Source organism: Streptomyces sp. O3 (genome assembly GCF_054788135.1).
Genome location: NZ_JBTVYK010000008.1, coordinates 66622 through 84210, shown reverse-complemented (window position 1 = coordinate 84210; position 17589 = coordinate 66622). Strand labels below are relative to the sequence as shown.

Genomic DNA, 17589 nt, shown 5'->3' with positions numbered 1-17589 from the left:
CAAGGTGCTGACGGCACCTCACTCATGTGGCTAACATCACGCCAGCACGGCAACGTTGCCGAAGCGTTACGGGAGGTGTGGCGTGCTGCCAGTGAGGGGACTGACCGGCTGGAAACCGTACGTCTGGGGCACGCGCATCGCCTGGACGACCGTGGGCGACGGCGAGTTCTTCTGCCCTGGATGCGGCGGTGACCGCAACTACCGCCGCCGCACGGGCCGTCGCCGTCTCGTCCTGCTGGGCGTTCCGCTGCTGGTCCGCGGCAGCGCCGGGCCCGTCGTGGAATGCGCCGCCTGCCAGGGGCATTTCGACACCGACGTCCTGGACCATCCGACCAGTACCCGCTTCTCGGCGATGCTCAGGGACGCCGTGCACACCGTCGCTCTCGCCGTCCTCGCGGCGGGCGGCGCCACCTCGCGCACGGTACTCGCGTCCGCGGTCAGCACGGTCCGCTCCGCCGGGTACGACGACTGCACCGAGGACCAGCTGACCACCCTGATCGAGGCGCTCGCCGCCGACACCGGGCGGATCACCGGCCCCAGCGCGGGACCGGCGGCGCTCACCCTCGCCATCGAGCTGCACGAGGCGCTGGACCCGCTGGCCCCGCATCTCGCCCCGGAGGGCCGGGCGTCGATCCTCGGCCAGGCCGCGCGCATCGCCTTGGCCGACGGCCCGTACACGGCGGCCGAGCGCGAGGTGCTGGCCACGGTGGGCGGGGCGCTGCGCCTCGGCCGGGACGAGGTGTCCCGCGTACTGGCGTCCGGGCGCACACCGTCCTGAGCGGGGTCGCCGAAGGCATGGCCCCGGTCGACCTGTGCACGCGATCGCCGGGCAGACCCGGAGAGCGGGTCTGCCCGGCGACGGGGTGCGGCGACACCCAGGCGACGCCTGGGGCGGCGGTCAGCAGCCGATGAGGCGGGCCGCCAGGTAGGACTCGATCTGGTCGAGCGAGACGCGCTCCTGCTTCATCGTGTCGCGCTCGCGCACGGTGACCGCGTTGTCGTCCAGGGTGTCGAAGTCGACCGTGACGCAGAACGGCGTGCCGATCTCGTCCTGGCGGCGGTAGCGGCGGCCGATCGCGCCCGCGTCGTCGAACTCGATGTTCCAGTGCTGGCGCAGCGCGGTCGCCAGGCCCTTGGCCTTCGGGGACAGGTCGGGGTTGCGGGACAGCGGCAGCACCGCGACCTTGACCGGCGACAGCCGCGGGTCGAGGCGCAGCACGGTGCGCTTCTCCAGCTTGCCCTTGGCGTTGGGGGCCTCGTCCTCGATGTACGCGTCGAGCAGGAAGGCCAGCATGGAGCGGCCCAGGCCCGCCGCGGGCTCGATGACGTACGGGGTCCAGCGCTCGCCCGCCTCCTGGTCGAAGTAGGAGAGGTCCTGGCCGGAGGCCTTGGAGTGCGCGGACAGGTCGTAGTCCGTGCGGTTGGCGACGCCCTCCAGCTCGCCCCACTCGGAGCCGCCGAAGGCGAAGCGGTACTCGATGTCAGCGGTGCGCTTGGAGTAGTGCGAGAGCTTCTCGGCGGGGTGCTCGTACCACCGCATGTTCTCCTCGCGCAGGCCCAGGCCGGTGTACCAGTTCCAGCGCTGCTCCATCCAGTATTCCTGCCACTTCTCGTCCTCGCCCGGCTTGACGAAGAACTCCATCTCCATCTGCTCGAACTCGCGGGTGCGGAAGATGAAGTTGCCCGGAGTGATCTCGTTCCGGAAGGACTTGCCGATCTGGGCGATGCCGAACGGCGGCTTGCGGCGCGAAGTGGTCTGCACCTGGGTGAAGTTGGTGAAGATGCCCTGGGCGGTCTCGGGCCGCAGGTACGCGATCGAGCCGGAGTCCTGGGTCGGGCCCAGGTGGGTGGAGAGCAGGCCCGAGAACTGCTTGGGCTCGGTGAACTGGCCCTTGTTGCCGCAGTTGGGGCAGTTGACGTCGGCGAGGCCGTTCTCGGGGAGGCGCTTGTGCTTGGCCTCGTACGCCTCTTCGAGGTGGTCGGCGCGGAACCGCTTGTGGCACGCGGTGCACTCGGTGAGCGGGTCGGTGAAGGTCGCGACGTGGCCGGAGGCCTGCCAGACCTCGCTGGCCAGGATCACCGACGAGTCGAGGCCGACGACGTCCTCACGGGAGGTGACCATGTAGCGCCACCACTGGCGCTTGATGTTCTCCTTGAGCTCGACGCCCAGGGGGCCGTAGTCCCAGGCGGCGCGCTGGCCGCCGTAGATCTCACTACAGGGGAAAACGAAGCCACGGCGCTTGCTCAGGCTGACGATGGTGTCGATCTTGTCGGCGGCCACGGTGCTCTCTTCATTGCGACGGAACGGCAGCGAGGAATCAGGGTACCGGCGGCTGCACCCCCCGGATCAAATCCGTTCCTCGTATGGGCTGGTCTGACCCTTGTTGACAATCGTTTCCAAGTTAGTTGAAAATGAGTGTCATGAACGTACGCCGTCACCTCACCCGCTCCCGAATAGGGACCACCGCCGTCGCCGGGGCCGCCGCCCTCGGTCTGCTCACCCTGTCCGCCTGCGGCAGCTCGGACGCCGCGGACGGGGGCGACGGCAAGCTCGACGTCGTGGCGTCGTTCTATCCGATGCAGTTCCTGGCCGAGGAGATCGGCGGCGAGCACGTCGCCGTGAACTCCCTGACCAAGCCGGGCACCGAGCCGCACGACCTGGTGATCACCGCCAAGCAGACCGCCCAGCTCACCGAGGCGGACGTCGTGCTGTACCTCTCCGGGCTGCAGCCCGCCGTCGACGCGTCCGTCGAGCAGGCCGGGGTGAAGCACACCGTGGACGCCGCGAAGCTCACCGCGCTGGAGGACCACGGCGACGACGGCCACGGCCATGACCACGGCGAAGACGAGCACGCCGACGGCGAACATGCCGACGAGCATGCCGAAGGCGAGCACGCCGACGAGCACGCCGACGAGCACACGGACGACCACGCCGACCACGACCACGGCGGCGAGAGCGCCGACGGCGACCCCCACATCTGGCTCGACCCCGTCAAGTACGCCGAGGTCGCCCAGGGCGTCGGCAAGGCGCTGGCGAAGGCCGACCCGGACCACGCCGACGCCTACCAGACGAACACCGACAAGCTGGTCAAGAAGCTCGACGCGCTCAACACCGAGTTCCAGACCGGCCTGAAGGACACCGAGACCAAGACCTTCATCACCTCCCACAGCGCCTTCGGCTACCTCGCCGACCGCTACGGCCTCGACCAGGAGGGCATCGCGGGCCTCGACCCCGAGTCCGAGCCCAGCCCGGCCCGGATGAAGGAACTCCAGAAGACCGCCAAGGCCGAGAACGTCTCCACGGTGTTCTTCGAGACCCTCGCCAGCGACAAGATGGCCAAGACCCTCGCCGAGGACACCGGCCTGAAGACGGACGTGCTCGACCCTCTGGAGGGAATTACCGACCAGTCCCAGGGCGATGACTATTTCGAGGTCATGCGGGCCAACCTCACGGCCCTGGAGAAGGCACTCGGAGCCAAGTGACCCAGCAGCCAGCCGAAAGGTGCAGCCATGCCCACCGAGCGTGAGCCCGTCATAGCCCTGAGCGGGGCCACCGCCTCGCTCGGCTCGCGTCCCGTGCTGCGCGGCGTCGACCTCACCGTGTCCCGCGGTGAGGTGGTCGCGCTGCTCGGGGCCAACGGCTCGGGCAAGTCCACGGCCGTCCGTGCGGCCGTCGGCCAGGTCCCGCTCACCAGCGGCTCGGTCGAGCTGTTCGGGACGCCGTTGAAGCGCTACCGCGACTGGGCCCGCGTGGGCTACGTACCGCAGCGCACCACCGCCGTGTCCGGCGTCCCCGCGACGGTCCGCGAGGTCGTCTCCGCGGGCCGTCTGGCCCGTACGAGACTGCGCTGGCCGGGCCGCGCCGACCGCGCCGCCGTGCACCGTTCGCTGGAGCTGGTCGGCATGGCGGACCGCGCACGGGACTCCGTCAACGCGCTCTCCGGCGGCCAGCACCAGCGGGTGCTGATCGCCCGCGCGCTGGCCGGTGAGCCCGAGCTGCTGATCATGGACGAGCCGATGGCGGGCGTCGACCTGGCCAGCCAGGAGGTGCTCGCCGGAGCGCTCAGGGAACAGGTGGCCGCCGGTGTCACCGTCCTGCTCGTCCTGCACGAGCTGGGCGCGCTGGAGCCGCTCATCGACCGCGCCGTCGTACTCCGCGACGGCTGCGTCGTCCACGACGGGGCACCCCCCGAGGCGGTCGGCCAGCACGCGCTGCCCGGACACGACCACGTACACCCGCACGCGGCGCACGACGCCGAGCCGATCAGGACGGGCCTGCTGACGTAATGGACATCACGTAATGGACATCCTCGACTACGCCTTCATGCAGCGGGCCCTGATCGCGGCGACGCTGGTCGGCCTCACCGCGCCCGCCATCGGCACCTACCTGGTCCAGCGCCGCCAGGCGATCATGGGCGACGGCATCGGCCACGTGGCGATGACCGGCGTCGCGCTCGGCTTCCTGATGAGCACCAACCCGGTCTGGATGGCGACCCTGGTCGCGATCGTCGGCGCGGTCGGCATGGAGATGATCCGCTCCCGCGGCAAGACCAGCGGCGACGTCGCGCTCGCCATGCTCTTCTACGGCGGCATGGCGGGCGGCGTCATGATCATCAACCTCGCGCCGAACGGCTCGACCGCCAACCTGATCAGCTATCTCTTCGGCTCGATCACCACCGTCGCCCCCGAGGACATCACGGCGATCTGGATCCTGGCCGCCTTCGTGGTCGCGATCACCGTCGGCCTGCGCCGCCAGCTGTTCGCCGTCTGCCAGGACGAGGAGTTCGCTCGCGTCACCGGACTGCCGGTGCGGCTGCTCAACCTGCTGATCGCGGTCACCGCCGCGGTGACGGTCACGGTCGCCATGCGCATCGTCGGCCTGCTCCTGGTCAGCGCGATGATGGTGATCCCGGTCGCGGCCGCCCAGCGCGTCACCCGCGGCTTCACGGCGACCCTCGGCCTCGCCATGGCCATCGGCGTCACCGTGGCGCTCAGCGGCACCGTCACGACGTACTACGTGGAAGCCCCGTCCGGCGCGGCCATCGTGCTGCTCGCCATCGGCGTCTTCATGGTGCTCACGGCGGTGGCGGCGCCCCTGGCCAGACACCGGGCGCGGGCCGCCGCCGCGGCGGCGGAGGAGTGCACCCTTCCGGCCTCACGACCGGCCTCGGACGACGTCCGGGTCTGACCCGCGTACGGCCCCGAGTACGGGCTCCGACCGGAAGGCGTGCCTTACGCGGCTGACGGACCTGGCACAATGGCCCGGCAGCAGATGTGAGGAGGCAACGGTGACCACCGCTGGACCCCCAGTGCGCGGCCGATCGACCCGACAGCGTGCCGCGGTGGCGGCAGCACTCGACGAGGTGGACGAGTTCCGCAGCGCCCAGGAGCTGCACGACATGCTCAAACACCGAGGCGACTCGGTCGGCCTCACCACGGTGTACCGCACCCTGCAGTCGCTCGCCGACGCGGGCGAGGTGGACGTCCTGCGCACCAGCGAGGGCGAGTCCGTCTACCGCCGCTGCTCCACCGGCGAGCACCACCACCACCTGGTGTGCCGGGTCTGCGGCAAGGCGGCCGAGGTCGAGGGCCCGGCCGTGGAGGACTGGGCCGAGAGCATTGCCGCGGAGCACGGATACGTCAACGTGGCGCACACGGTCGAGGTCTTCGGCACCTGCGCGGAGTGCGCGGCCCAGGCGAAGTCCTGAGCCCGAGCCACGCACCGGCCCGCGGCTACGCGGGAGCCCGCGGCCGCGCGGGTTACTTCGCGCCGCTCGCGAGCTGCTCCTCGTTCGGGACCGCCCCTCCGAAGCGGCGGTCCCGCGACGCGTACTCCACGCAGGCGCGCCACAGGTCACGGCGGTCGAAGTCCGGCCACAGCACGTCCTGGTACACCATCTCGGCGTAACTGCTCTGCCAGAGCAGGAAGTTCGAAGTCCGCTGCTCGCCGCTCGGGCGCAGGAACAGATCCACGTCCGGCATGTCCGGGTAGTACAGGTACTTCTGGATCGTCTTCTCGGTGACCTTCGCCGGATCCAGCTTCCCCGCCGCCACATCGGCGGCCAGCTTCCGCGCGGCGTCCGCGAGCTCCGCGCGGCCCCCGTAGTTGACGCAGAAGTACAGCGTCATCGCGTCGTTCCGCGCGGTCTGCTCCTGGGCCACCTGCAACTCCTGGACCACGGACTTCCACAGCTTGGGCATCCGGCCCACCCAGCGGATCCGGATGCCCAGCTCGTCCATCTCGTCCCGGCGACGCCGGATCACGTCCCGGTTGAAGTTCATCAGGAAGCGCACCTCCTCGGGCGAGCGCTTCCAGTTCTCCGTCGAGAAGGCGTACAGGGAGAGGTTCTCGACGCCCAGCTCCAGACACCCCTTGAGGACGTCCAGCACCACGCCCTCGCCGACCTTGTGCCCCTCGGTGCGCGGCAGCCCGCGCTCCTTGGCCCAGCGGCCGTTGCCGTCCATGACCACCGCCACGTGGTTCGGGACGAGCTCCGCGGAGAGCTTCGGCGGCCGCGCGCCCGACGGGTGCGGCTCGGGTGCCTTGTACTCGCGGCGGGTGCGCCCCAGGATCCCGCGTCGTGCCATGTGGTCGTGTCTCCCTAGCTCGCTAGCTTTTCTCTACGTACCGCAGCGAGCGCAGCCCGCGCTCCAGGTGCCAGTGCAGATACGCCGACACCAGCCCGCTGCCCTCCCGCGCGTGCCGCGCCTCGCACCGGTCGGCGGTCTCCCAGTCCCCGGTCAGCAGCGCCCCGAGCAGGGCCACGGCCTCCGCAGAGGGTACGACGCTTCCGGGCGCCCGGCACTCCCCGCAGACGACACCGCCGGCGGCCACCGAGAAGAACCGATTCGGTCCGGGCATCCCGCACTTGGCGCAGGCGTCGAAGCTCGGCGCGTAGCCGTTGACGGCGAGCGACCGCAGCAGGAAGGCGTCCAGCACGAGACCCGGCGCGTGCTCGCCGCGCGCGAGCGTCCGCAGCCCGCCCACCAGCAGCAAGTACTGCTGTACCGCGGGCTCGCCCTCGTGGTCGGTGAACCGCTCGGCGGTCTCCAGCATCGCCGTGCCCGCGGTGTAGCGCGTGTAGTCGGCGACGATCCCACCGCCGTACGGAGCGATCGTCTCGCTCTGGGTGCACAGCGGCAGCCCGCGCCCGACGAGTTCGCTCCCGCGCGCGAAGAACTGCACGTCGACGTGCGAGAACGGCTCAAGCCGGGCCCCGAACTTGGACTTGGTGCGCCTGACCCCCCGCGCCACGGCCCTCACCCGCCCGTGCCCGCGCGTGAGCAGCGTGATGATCCGGTCCGCCTCGCCCAGCTTCTGGGTGCGCAGCACGACACCGTCGTCACGGAACAGGCTCATGGGGTCCATTGTCGCCGATGGTTCGCCGGGCCCGGCACACAGCGACCCCAGACGTCACCCGCCCCGGCCGGGTCAGTACCGTGACGGCGGACCGAGACCCACCGGACGACCGTGGGCGCATGACGGACAAGAGAAACGTGGGGGAACTCCGTGGTCAGTAGGCGTGGGCTGTTGAGCGGTGCGGGCATCGTGGGCGTCGGCGCGCTCACCGGAGTGCTGGGGAGCACGGGAACCGCCGTCGCGGACGCGCCGCTCGACACGCCCTACACCCCCGTCTCCGCGCCGCACCTGATGGAAGCCGAGCGCATGGTCCAGTACCAGCGGCTGCTCGCGGCGGGCTGGCTGCCGGGCGGCCTGGTCGGCCACTGGCCGCTCGACGGCGGCTACGCGGACCGGTCGGGCGGCGGGCGGACCCTCGCCCCCGGTTCCGGGGCGAGCTGGACCAGCAGGCGAGCCGGGGGCGAGCTGAGCCTGGACGGGACCTCCGGCGCGTACGCCGCGACCGCCTCGGTCCTCGACACCGCCGCGCCGTTCACCGTGTCGGCCTGGGTGCGGCTCGCGGACGACCCCGAGAGCCCGGCCAAGCCGGAGAACATCTACACCGCCGTCAGCCAGGACGGCGACACCACCAGCCGCTTCCTCCTCCAATACGAGCCGAACTCCCGCACCTGGGCGTTCAAGGTGCGCGACGCGGACCAGAGCACCAAGGTCACCGCCTTCGCCGCCGAACCCGCCGTGCTGGGCCGCTGGACCCACCTGGCCGGTGTGTGGGACGGCACCGAGATCCGGCTGTACGTCGACGGCGAGCTGAACGGCACCGCGGCCACCGCCGTCGGCTGGGCCGCGACACGGGGCTTCAACGTCGGCCGGGCCAAGTGGAACGGCTCCCCGGTCAACCGCTTCAAGGGCGCGGTCGACGACGTACGGGCCTACGACCGGGTGCTGAGCGCCGAGGAGATCGCCCTCGTCAGCGGCCGGACGGCCCGCGCCAACAACGTCTATCTGGTCGGCGCGCCGTCCCGCGTGGTGTGGGGCTCTCCCGGCGACCCGGTCGAGTGGGTCGCGCACTCCCGCTGCTCCTCGTTCCTGACCTGGGTGCTCAAGCACACCTACGGATGGGCCACGGACGACTACTTCCGGCAGTACTTCCAGGACCGCATCCCGGAGGCCGCCGACTTCCGCCAGGCGTTCACCGACGGCACGGCGGGCCCTCACTTCAAGCGCGTCACCAAGGTCGCCGATCTCCAGCCGGGCGACTTCGTCGCCGTGGACTACCTCGGGGCCAGCGAGACCGCGACCGGGCACATCGCGATGGTCCGCGAGATCAAGGGCGTGCACACCGGGTCGGTGAACTTCGACGGCGAGACCCAGTACGCCGTCGAGGTCGTCGACTGCACCTCCAACCCGCACGGCACATACAAGTACGCGACGTACGCCCCGTACCCCGACACCCGGATGACCGGCCTCGTCGACGAGGAGAACTTCGAGGGCGTGGGCATCGGGCACATGATGTTCTACGCCTCGGACGCGACCGGCGAGTTCTCCCGGTACCGCTGGAGCGTCAACAGCAGCGCCGCGCAGTCGCACACCGTGAGTGAGCGCCCGATCGCGGCGGCCCGGATCGTGTGAGTGCAAAAATGGGGGGCATGACCACGCTCGCCCCCCAGCCCGCCGCGCACTCCGCTCCCGCGCACTCCGCCGCCGCGCACCACGCCGCCCCGCTCGCCGTCGGCCCGCACACCGTGCGGCCGCCGGTGGTGCTCGCCCCCATGGCGGGGATCACGAACGCGCCGTTCCGGACCCTGTGCCGGGAGTTCTCCGGGGGCAAGGGGCTGTTCGTCAGCGAGATGATCACCACGCGGGCGCTGGTCGAGCGCAACGAGAAGACCATGCAGCTGATCCACTTCGACGAGAGCGAGCAGCCCCGCTCGATCCAGCTGTACGGCGTCGACCCGGTCACCGTCGGCAAGGCGGTCCGCATGATCGCGGAGGAGGACCTGGCCGACCACATCGACCTGAACTTCGGCTGCCCGGTCCCGAAGGTGACCAGGAAGGGCGGCGGCTCGGCGCTCCCGTACAAGCGGAACCTGCTGCGCTCGATCCTGCGCGAGGCCGTCAGCGGGGCCGGTGAGATCCCCGTCACCATGAAGATGCGCAAGGGGATCGACGACGATCACCTCACCTGCCTCGACGCCGGGCGGATAGCCGTCGAGGAGGGCGTCACGGCGATCGCGCTGCACGGCCGCACCGCCGCCCAGCACTACGGCGGCACGGCCGACTGGGACGCCATCGCGCGGCTCAAGGAGCACGTCCCGGAGATCCCGGTACTCGGGAACGGCGACATCTGGTCGGCGGGCGACGCCGTGCGGATGATGCGCGAGACCGGGTGCGACGGCGTGGTCGTGGGACGCGGCTGCCTGGGGCGGCCATGGCTCTTCGCGGACCTGGTGAACGCGTTCGAGCCGGGCGCGGCGACCGGGCCCGCCGCGCCCACGCTCCGGGAGGTCGCGGCCGTGATGGTGCGGCACGCGCAGCTGCTGGGGGAGTGGATCGGCGACGAGGCGCGCGGCGTGATCGATTTCCGCAAGCATGTCGCCTGGTATCTGAAGGGCTTCGCGGTCGGGTCCGAGATGCGCAAGCGGCTGGCGATCACCTCTTCGCTGGACGAACTCGACGCCGGGCTGCGCGAGCTGGACCTCGACCAGGCCTGGCCGGTGGGCGCGGACGGGCCCCGCGGGCGTACGTCGGGCAACAACCGGGTGGTGCTGCCGGACGGGTGGCTGAACGACCCGTACGACCACGCCGGGGTCAGTCCGGACGCCGAACTGGACACCTCCGGCGGCTGAGACCGCCGCCCGGCCGCCCGGCCCCGGCCGTCTGTCTCTTTCTTCCGGCGGAGGTGTGGTGTGGGCCATCACACGTTCACTCGCCGGACAGCTCTCCCAGGCGAACTGAAGCCAGCTTGTTCAGACAAGTTCCGAACAAGCGCCGCATGCTGCCGCTGGTGGTGCCGCCGATCGCGCTGGTCACCGGGATCACCACGGTGCTGCGCTGGGGCCCGGAGAAGCTGTCCCGCACTCCGCTCTACCAGACCTTCATCGGATAACTCCGAGGAGACCCCCGGCTTTAGCCGGGGGAGGAATCGGACTCCTGCGGAGCAGGACAACGAGCGAGGTTTCGCCCCCAGGGCGAAAGACCGTGCTCTGACCCGCAGGTTTGATCTTAATCAGTGATATCGCTAGCTTGTGAGCGTGACGGCGACGCATGTGAAGCGGGCGTTCAAGTACCGCTTCCATCCCACGGACGAGCAGGCAGCCGAGCTGTCGCGTACGTTCGGCTGCGTCCGCAAGGTCTACAACCTCGCCCTGGCCGCCCGCACCGAAGCGTGGACGCGGCAGGAACGGGTGAACTACAACGCCACCTCCGCGATGCTGACGGCGTGGAAGAAGACCGAGGAACTGGCGTTCCTGAACGACGTCTCCTCCGTGCCGCTCCAGCAGTGTCTTCGGCACTTGCAGACGGCGTTCACCAACTTCTTCGCCAAGCGGGCCAAGTACCCGCGCTTCAAGTCGAAGAAGAAGTCCCGCAAGAGTGCCGAGTACACCACCAGCGGATTCCGCTTCCGCGACGGCGAGCTGACCCTCGCGAAGATGAAGAACCCGCTGGACATCGTCTGGCACCGGCCGTTGCCCGAAGGGGCGTCGCCGACCACAGTGATCGTGTCGCAGGACACGGCAGGCCGCTGGTACGTGTCGATGCTGTGCGACGACGCCTCCGTCAAGGCGCTCCCCGCCAACGGCAACGCGGTCGGTGTCGACGTCGGCCTCGACCACCTTCTGACCCTCTCCACGGGCGAGAAGATCGCCAACCCCCGGCATGAGCGCCGTGACCGTGCCCGTCTTGCCCTCGCTCAGCGCAGGCTCGCGAAGAAGGCCAAGGGCGACGGAGCCAACCGGCGCAAGGCCCGGCGCAAGGCGGCCAAGGTCTACGCCCGGATCGCGGACCGTCGCCGTGACGGGCTGCACAAGCTGACCACTCGTCTCGTTCGTGAGAACCAAACGATCGTGATCGAGGACCTGACCGTGCGCAACATGGTCAAAAACCGGAGTCTGGCCCGCGCCATCAGCGACGCGGCGTGGTCGGAGTTCCGGAGCATGCTGGAGTACAAAGCGGCCTGGTACGGGCGGGAAGTGATCGCGGTCGACCGCTTCTTCCCCTCCTCCAGGCTGTGCTCCGCCTGCGGTGCCTTGCAGGGCAAGATGCCGCTCAACGTCCGCACGTGGACGTGCGACTGCGGCACGACCCACGACCGGGACGTGAACGCCGCGCAGAACCTTCTGGCCGCCGGACTGGCGGTGTCGGCCTGTGGAGCCGGTGTAAGACCTCAACGGAGCACTCCGGGCGGGCAGTCGGCAATGAAGCAGGAAGCTTCCCGGCGCGAGCCGAGAAGCCCCCGCCTTTAGGCGGGGGAGTGTCACCGCCGTCCAGGACGAACGCTTCCCGCTCGTCCTGGTCTTCGCCTACACGGTGCTGGCGCTGCCGTTCGTCTACCGCTCGCTGGACGCCGGGCTGCGCGCCATCGACGTGCCGACCCTGGTGGAGGCCGCCCGCAACTGCGGCGCGAGCTGGCCGTATGTGGTGATGCGGGTGATCCTGCCCAACCTGCGCGCCGCGCTCGCCGGGGCCGCGTTCCTGACGCTGGCCCTGGTGATCGTGGAGTTCACCATCGCGGCGCTGCTCGGCTACGAGCCCTTCGCGGTGTGGATCGTGACGATCTCCGGCGCGCAGGCGCGGATGTCGGTGGCGGTGTCCGTACTCAGTCTCTTGATCACATGGGCGCTGCTGCTGGTCCTCTCGCGCGCGGGGACCGGCGCGAAGGCCGGGTCCGCCGTGTCTTCCGTGCCCGCGTCCAGCAAGGAGTCGTAAACACATGTCGGCATCAGCGACAGAGGTGAAGGGGCGGGCCGCAGGGTCCGCCGAGACCGCCGAGACCGATGGGACTCGCCTGGCCGGCGGCGGCGCGCGCGTGGAGTTCCGGGGGCTGCGCCGGGAGTTCGGCTCCCGGGTCGTCGCGCTCGACGGCCTGGACCTCACCGTCGAGCCCGGCGAACTGCTCGCGCTGCTCGGCCCGTCCGGCTGCGGCAAGACCACCGCACTGCGGGTCGTCGCCGGGTTCGAGGCGCCGGACGCGGGCGAGGTCCTGGTCGACGGCGCGGACATCACCAAGGTGCCCGCCAACCGGCGCGACGCGGGCATGGTCTTCCAGTCGTACAGCCTCTTCCCCAACCTCAGCGCCCGCGACAACGTCGCCTTCGGCATGCGGGTCCGCAAGGTCCCCGCCGCCCAGCGCGCCGCCCGCGCCGCTGAACTCCTCGAACTGGTCGGGCTGCCCGAGCACGGCGACCGCTACCCGCACCAGATGTCCGGCGGCCAGCAGCAGCGCGTCGCGCTGGCCCGCGCGCTCGCGCTCCAGCCGCGCGTACTGCTCCTGGACGAGCCGCTGTCCGCGCTGGACGCCAAGGTGCGGCTCGCGCTGCGCGAGGAGATCCGGCGGCTGCAGCTCTCGCTCGGCATCACGACGGTCTTCGTGACCCACGACCAGGAGGAGGCCCTGTCCATGGCGGACCGGGTCGCCGTCCTCAACGCCGGGCGGGTGGAGCAGTGCGCGCCGCCCGCCGAGCTGTACGAGCGGCCCGCCACGGCCTTCGTCGCCGAGTTCGTCGGCACCATGAACCGGCTGCCGGGGCGGATGACGGGCACGGGCACGGGTACGGGCACGGACACGGACACGGGCCGGGGCACGGTCGCGGTCGCGGGCGTCGAGCGGCCGGTGGAGGGGGCCGCCCCCGAGGGCTCGGGCCGCGCGGTGGACGTCCTCGTACGGCCCGAGAACGTCACCGCCGCCGCCGATCCCGACGGGGACGCCACCGTGGTCTCGGCGTCCTTCTTCGGCTCGGTCACCCGAGTGCTGCTCGACCTGCCGGACGGGACGCCGGTCAAGGCGGACCTGCCGTCGCGGGACGCGGGGGACCTGGTGGCCGGGGCGCGGGCGCGCGTGGGGCTGGCCGAACAGCCGGTCCTGGTCGTCCCGCGCGAAGGTCCGGATGGTGAAATCCGGCCGCTCCGCGCAGCGTGATTCTCGCCACCCCTGATAGGTGACTCGCTCAGATGAGCGCTATTGGGGTGGCTGTACTTCCCAAAGGGGTGGCACCCGGTGCCACCCCTTTTGAGTTCAAGAAATGAATTCACATATGAGGTAACTCCGCTCATCTGAGCGAATCCCCAGGTCTACGAGGGTTGACCCTTCAGATAGTGAAAGCGGCGCGCCGGGTCTCCGTACTGCTGAGTTACTTTCGATCTGCTGGCGGACGAGTGGTTACGGCCGTATGACCCACAAGTGGCCGTACCCAGACGCCTTCGATCTGGGTACATTCCTCGCCGTCAGGGCAGCCACCCGAGTCCTCGAGGAGTCGAGACCCGTGTCGGAAAACAAAGATCGCCACGCAGTGAAGTTCGTCTACGACTTCACCGAGGGCAACCGCGACCTCAAGGACCTCCTCGGCGGCAAGGGCGCGAACCTCGCCGAGATGACCAACCTGGGTCTCCCGGTGCCCCCCGGCTTCACCATCACCACCGAGGCCTGCAAGGAGTACCTCGCCAGCGGCGAGGAGCCCGCGCCGCTGCGGGACGAGGTGAGCGCTCACCTGAGCGCGCTCGAGCAGACGATGGGCAAGAAGCTCGGCCAGGCCGACAACCCGCTGCTGGTATCCGTACGCTCCGGCGCCAAGTTCTCGATGCCGGGCATGATGGACACCGTCCTGAACATCGGCCTCTCCGACAAGTCGGTGGTCGGCCTGACCAAGCAGTCCGGCGACGAGCGCTTCGCCTGGGACTCCTACCGCCGACTCATCCAGATGTTCGGCAAGACCGTCCTCGGCGTGGACGGCGACCTCTTCGAGGAAGCGCTCGAAGAGGCCAAGCACGCCAAGAAGGTCACCAGCGACGTCGACCTGGCGGCCGCCGACCTCAAGAAGCTGGTCAAGCAGTTCAAGAAGATCGTCGCCAACGAGGCGGGCCGCGACTTCCCGCAGGAGCCTCGCGAGCAGCTCGACCTCGCGATCCGCTCGGTCTTCGACTCCTGGAACACCGACCGCGCCAAGCTCTACCGCCGCCAGGAGCGCATCCCCGGCGACCTCGGCACGGCCGTCAACGTCTGCTCCATGGTCTTCGGCAACCTCGGCCCCGACTCCGGCACCGGCGTCGCCTTCACCCGCGACCCGGCCAGCGGCCAGCAGGGCGTCTACGGCGACTACCTGCAGAACGCGCAGGGCGAGGACGTCGTCGCCGGCATCCGCAACACCGTGCCGCTCGCCGACCTCGAGGCGATCGACAAGAAGTCGTACACCGAGCTGATGCAGATCATGGAGACGCTCGAGACGCACTACAAGGACCTGTGCGACATCGAGTTCACCATCGAGCGCGGCCAGCTCTGGATGCTCCAGACCCGCGTCGGCAAGCGCACCGCGGCCGCCGCCTTCCGCATCGCCACCCAGCTCGTGGACCAGGGCCTGATCGGCGAGGCCGAGGCGCTCCAGCGAGTGAACGGCGCGCAGCTCGCACAGCTGATGTTCCCGCGCTTCGACGAGAGCGCCAAGGTCGAGAAGATCGGCCGCGGCATCGCCGCCTCGCCGGGCGCCGCCGTCGGCAAGGCCGTCTTCGACTCGTACACCGCCATCAAGTGGTCGCGCTCCGGCGAGAAGGTCATCCTGATCCGCCGCGAGACCAACCCCGACGACCTGGACGGCATGATCGCCGCCGAGGGCATCCTCACCTCGCGCGGCGGCAAGACCTCGCACGCCGCCGTGGTGGCCCGCGGCATGGGCAAGACCTGCGTCTGCGGCGCCGAGGACCTCGAAGTCGACACCAAGCGGCGGCGGCTGACCACCCACGACGGGGTCGCGATCGAGGAGGGCGACGTCGTCTCGATCGACGGCTCCACCGGCAAGGTCTACGCCGGTGAGGTCCCGGTCGTGCCGTCGCCGGTCGTCGAGTACTTCGAGGGCCGGATGCACGCGGGCGCCGACGACGCCGACGAACTGGTCCAGGCCGTGCACCGGATCATGGCGTACGCGGACCGGGTGCGGCGCCTTCGGGTACGGGCCAACGCCGACAACGCCGAGGACGCGCTGCGCGCCCGCCGCTTCGGGGCGCAGGGCATCGGCCTGTGCCGCACCGAGCACATGTTCCTCGGCGAGCGCCGCGAGATGGTCGAGAAGCTGATCCTCGCCGACACCGAGGCCGAGCGCGAAGAGGCGCTGAAGGAGCTGCTGCCGCTCCAGAAGAAGGACTTCGTCGAGCTGTTCGAGGCCATGGACGGGCTGCCCGTCACCGTACGGCTGCTCGACCCGCCGCTGCACGAGTTCCTGCCCGACATCACCGAGCTGTCGGTGCGCGTCGCGCTCGCCGAGTCCCGCAAGGACCCCAACGAGAACGACCTGCGGCTCCTCCAGGCCGTGCACCGGCTGCACGAGCAGAACCCGATGCTGGGCCTGCGCGGCGTCCGGCTCGGCCTGGTCATCCCCGGCCTGTTCACCATGCAGGTACGGGCCATCGCCGAGGCCGCCGCCGAGCGGGCGAACGCCAAGGGCGACCCGCGCGCCGAGATCATGATCCCGCTGGTCGGCACGGTCCAGGAGCTGGAGATCGTCCGCGACGAGGCCGAGCAGGTCATCGCCGAGGTCCAGCAGGCCACCGGCGTCGACCTCAAGCTGAAGCTCGGCACCATGATCGAGCTGCCGCGCGCCGCGCTCACCGCCGGACAGATCGCCGAGGCCGCGGAGTTCTTCTCCTTCGGCACCAACGACCTGACCCAGACCGTGTGGGGCTTCAGCCGCGACGACGTCGAGGCCTCGTTCTTCACCGCCTACCTGGAGAAGGGCATCTTCGGGGTCTCGCCGTTCGAGACCATCGACAAGGACGGCGTCGGCTCGCTGGTCCGCAACGCCGTACGCGACGGCCGGGCCACCCGCCCGGACCTGAAGCTCGGCGTCTGCGGTGAGCACGGCGGCGACCCGGAGTCGGTGCACTTCTTCCACGAGGTGGGGCTCGACTACGTCTCCTGCTCGCCGTTCCGGATCCCGGTGGCGCGCCTGGAGGCGGGCCGCGCCGCCGCCGAGGCGAAGGGCAGCGACAGCCGCTGACCCGACGGGCCGCTGGACGGCCCCCCCGAACACCGGGGCTGCCGCTGGTCCCCGACCCTCACCGATCGGCGGCGGCCCCGGCCCTCAGAGAGGGGGCGCCCTGTGCGGGGGCGCCCCCTCTGTCATGCCCGCTCTGTGCTCTGTCGTGCCTGTCGTGCTTGGCGGGCCGGTCAGGCCGCGGAGCCTCCGTCGACGACCAGTTCCGTGCCGACGACCGAACCGGCCTCGGGGGACGCGAGATAGAGCACGGCCGCCGCGACCTCGTCCGCGCCCGCGACCCGGCCCAGCGGGTTCAGCGTCTTGATCCGCTCGGCGCGCTCGGCCTCCGTCTCGCCGGGGAGCAGCGACATCGGGCCGTCGGACGCGCCGGGGCTCACCGCGTTGACGCGTACGCCGTCCCCGATGTGGTCGAGGGCCGCGGCGCGGGTCAGCGCGGAGACCGCGGCCTTGGAGGTGAGGTACGCGGCGGCGTTCGGGATGCGCAGATGAGCGCCGAGGTTGGAGGAGATGTTGACGATCACGCCGCCGCCGGAGGCCCGCATCTCGTTGATCTCGTGCTTCATGGCCAGCCAGACGCCCGTCACGTTGGTCCGCAGGACCGTGTCCCAGTCCTCCTCGCTGACGTCGGCCACGGGCACGGCGCCGCGCAGCACCCCGGCGTTGTTGACCGCGATGTCGAGCGCGCCGAAACGGGTGACGGTCTCCCGGACGAGTGTCCGTACGTCCGCCGCGCGCGTGACGTCGGCGGTGACGGCGGCGGCCTCGCCGCCCGCCTGATCGATCAGGGCGACGGTCGCGTCGAGTGCCGCCGCGGTACGCCCGGCGACGACGACGCGCGCACCCTCGGCGGCGAAGGCGAGCGCGATGGCCCGGCCGAGACCGGAACCGCCGCCGGTGACGAGGACGGCCTTGCCGAAGAAGCGGGCGTGGGGGGTGTGGGGCGTGTGGGGCATGGTGAACTCCTATGTGTGGTGAGTGAATTAGGCAGGTGACGGGTGACGGGGGAGCGGCAGGGCGCTCGGGCCGCGG

General features: G+C 70.5%; 14 protein-coding genes and 2 pseudogenes. 12 read left to right on the top strand and 4 right to left on the bottom strand.

Annotation, left to right across the window (positions count from 1 at the left end; genetic code table 11):
- Positions 1–82 precede the first annotated feature (82 nt).
- Entirely contained in the window at positions 83–778 is a 696-nt protein-coding gene (locus ACX6XY_RS06640) for a tellurite resistance TerB family protein (RefSeq protein WP_460327414.1), read from the top strand.
- Positions 779–898: 120 nt separating this feature from the next.
- On the opposite strand, the gene ACX6XY_RS06635 is transcribed toward ACX6XY_RS06640, so the two are convergent.
- Positions 899–2281 (bottom strand): glycine--tRNA ligase, encoded by a 1383-nt coding sequence (locus ACX6XY_RS06635; RefSeq protein WP_460327412.1) that lies wholly within the window; start codon positions 2279–2281, stop codon positions 899–901.
- A 140-nt stretch (positions 2282–2421) separates the two neighbouring features.
- Here ACX6XY_RS06635 and ACX6XY_RS06630 point away from each other — a divergent pair, with 140 nt between their 5' ends.
- The 4 genes from ACX6XY_RS06630 (at position 2422) to ACX6XY_RS06615 (ending at position 5708) form a co-directional block, all read left to right on the top strand.
- On the top strand, positions 2422–3483 hold the full coding sequence (locus ACX6XY_RS06630) for a metal ABC transporter substrate-binding protein (protein WP_460327410.1): 1062 nt from the start codon (positions 2422–2424) through the stop codon (positions 3481–3483).
- A gap of 27 nt (positions 3484–3510) precedes the next feature.
- Positions 3511–4287 carry a metal ABC transporter ATP-binding protein gene (locus ACX6XY_RS06625; protein ID WP_460327408.1) on the top strand — a complete coding sequence of 259 codons (777 nt, stop codon included), beginning with the start codon at positions 3511–3513 and terminating at the stop codon, positions 4285–4287.
- A gap of 13 nt (positions 4288–4300) precedes the next feature.
- Complete coding sequence (locus tag ACX6XY_RS06620; RefSeq protein WP_460327406.1) at positions 4301–5188, top strand: metal ABC transporter permease; 888 nt, start codon at positions 4301–4303, stop codon at positions 5186–5188.
- Positions 5189–5288: 100 nt separating this feature from the next.
- A complete protein-coding gene (locus ACX6XY_RS06615; RefSeq protein ID WP_460327404.1) occupies positions 5289–5708 on the top strand; it encodes a Fur family transcriptional regulator in 420 nt (139 codons plus the stop codon).
- A 52-nt stretch (positions 5709–5760) separates the two neighbouring features.
- Here the strand turns inward: ACX6XY_RS06615 and ACX6XY_RS06610 are convergent, their stop codons facing one another.
- Both ACX6XY_RS06610 and recO read right to left on the bottom strand, forming a co-directional pair.
- Positions 5761–6588, bottom strand: a complete 828-nt coding sequence (locus ACX6XY_RS06610; RefSeq protein ID WP_460327402.1) for an isoprenyl transferase — start codon at positions 6586–6588, stop codon at positions 5761–5763.
- A 22-nt stretch (positions 6589–6610) separates the two neighbouring features.
- Positions 6611–7360, bottom strand: coding sequence for a DNA repair protein RecO (gene recO / locus ACX6XY_RS06605; RefSeq protein ID WP_460327400.1), 750 nt, complete (start codon positions 7358–7360; stop codon positions 6611–6613).
- A 150-nt stretch (positions 7361–7510) separates the two neighbouring features.
- On the opposite strand from recO, the gene ACX6XY_RS06600 reads away from it, so the two are divergent.
- The 7 genes and pseudogenes from ACX6XY_RS06600 (at position 7511) to ppdK (ending at position 16560) form a co-directional block, all read left to right on the top strand.
- Positions 7511–8989, top strand: coding sequence for a LamG domain-containing protein (locus ACX6XY_RS06600; protein WP_460327398.1), 1479 nt, complete (start codon positions 7511–7513; stop codon positions 8987–8989).
- 17 nt (positions 8990–9006) lie between these two features.
- Positions 9007–10206: a tRNA dihydrouridine synthase DusB gene (gene dusB, locus ACX6XY_RS06595; protein ID WP_460327396.1), complete on the top strand. Its 1200-nt coding sequence runs from the start codon at positions 9007–9009 to the stop codon at positions 10204–10206.
- Between the two features lie 146 nt (positions 10207–10352).
- Positions 10353–10460, top strand: a pseudogene (locus ACX6XY_RS06590) (ABC transporter permease); the annotation flags it as partial.
- Between the two features lie 151 nt (positions 10461–10611).
- Complete coding sequence (locus tag ACX6XY_RS06585; protein WP_460327394.1) at positions 10612–11823, top strand: RNA-guided endonuclease InsQ/TnpB family protein; 1212 nt, start codon at positions 10612–10614, stop codon at positions 11821–11823.
- A gap of 16 nt (positions 11824–11839) precedes the next feature.
- Positions 11840–12286, top strand: a pseudogene (locus ACX6XY_RS06580) (ABC transporter permease); the annotation flags it as partial.
- Between the two features lie 4 nt (positions 12287–12290).
- Complete coding sequence (locus ACX6XY_RS06575; RefSeq protein ID WP_460327392.1) at positions 12291–13496, top strand: ABC transporter ATP-binding protein; 1206 nt, start codon at positions 12291–12293, stop codon at positions 13494–13496.
- Between the two features lie 343 nt (positions 13497–13839).
- Positions 13840–16560 carry a pyruvate, phosphate dikinase gene (ppdK, locus tag ACX6XY_RS06570; protein WP_460327390.1) on the top strand — a complete coding sequence of 907 codons (2721 nt, stop codon included), beginning with the start codon at positions 13840–13842 and terminating at the stop codon, positions 16558–16560.
- Between the two features lie 170 nt (positions 16561–16730).
- Here the strand turns inward: ppdK and ACX6XY_RS06565 are convergent, their stop codons facing one another.
- Positions 16731–17513, bottom strand: a complete 783-nt coding sequence (locus ACX6XY_RS06565; protein WP_460327388.1) for an SDR family NAD(P)-dependent oxidoreductase — start codon at positions 17511–17513, stop codon at positions 16731–16733.
- Positions 17514–17589 lie beyond the last annotated feature (76 nt).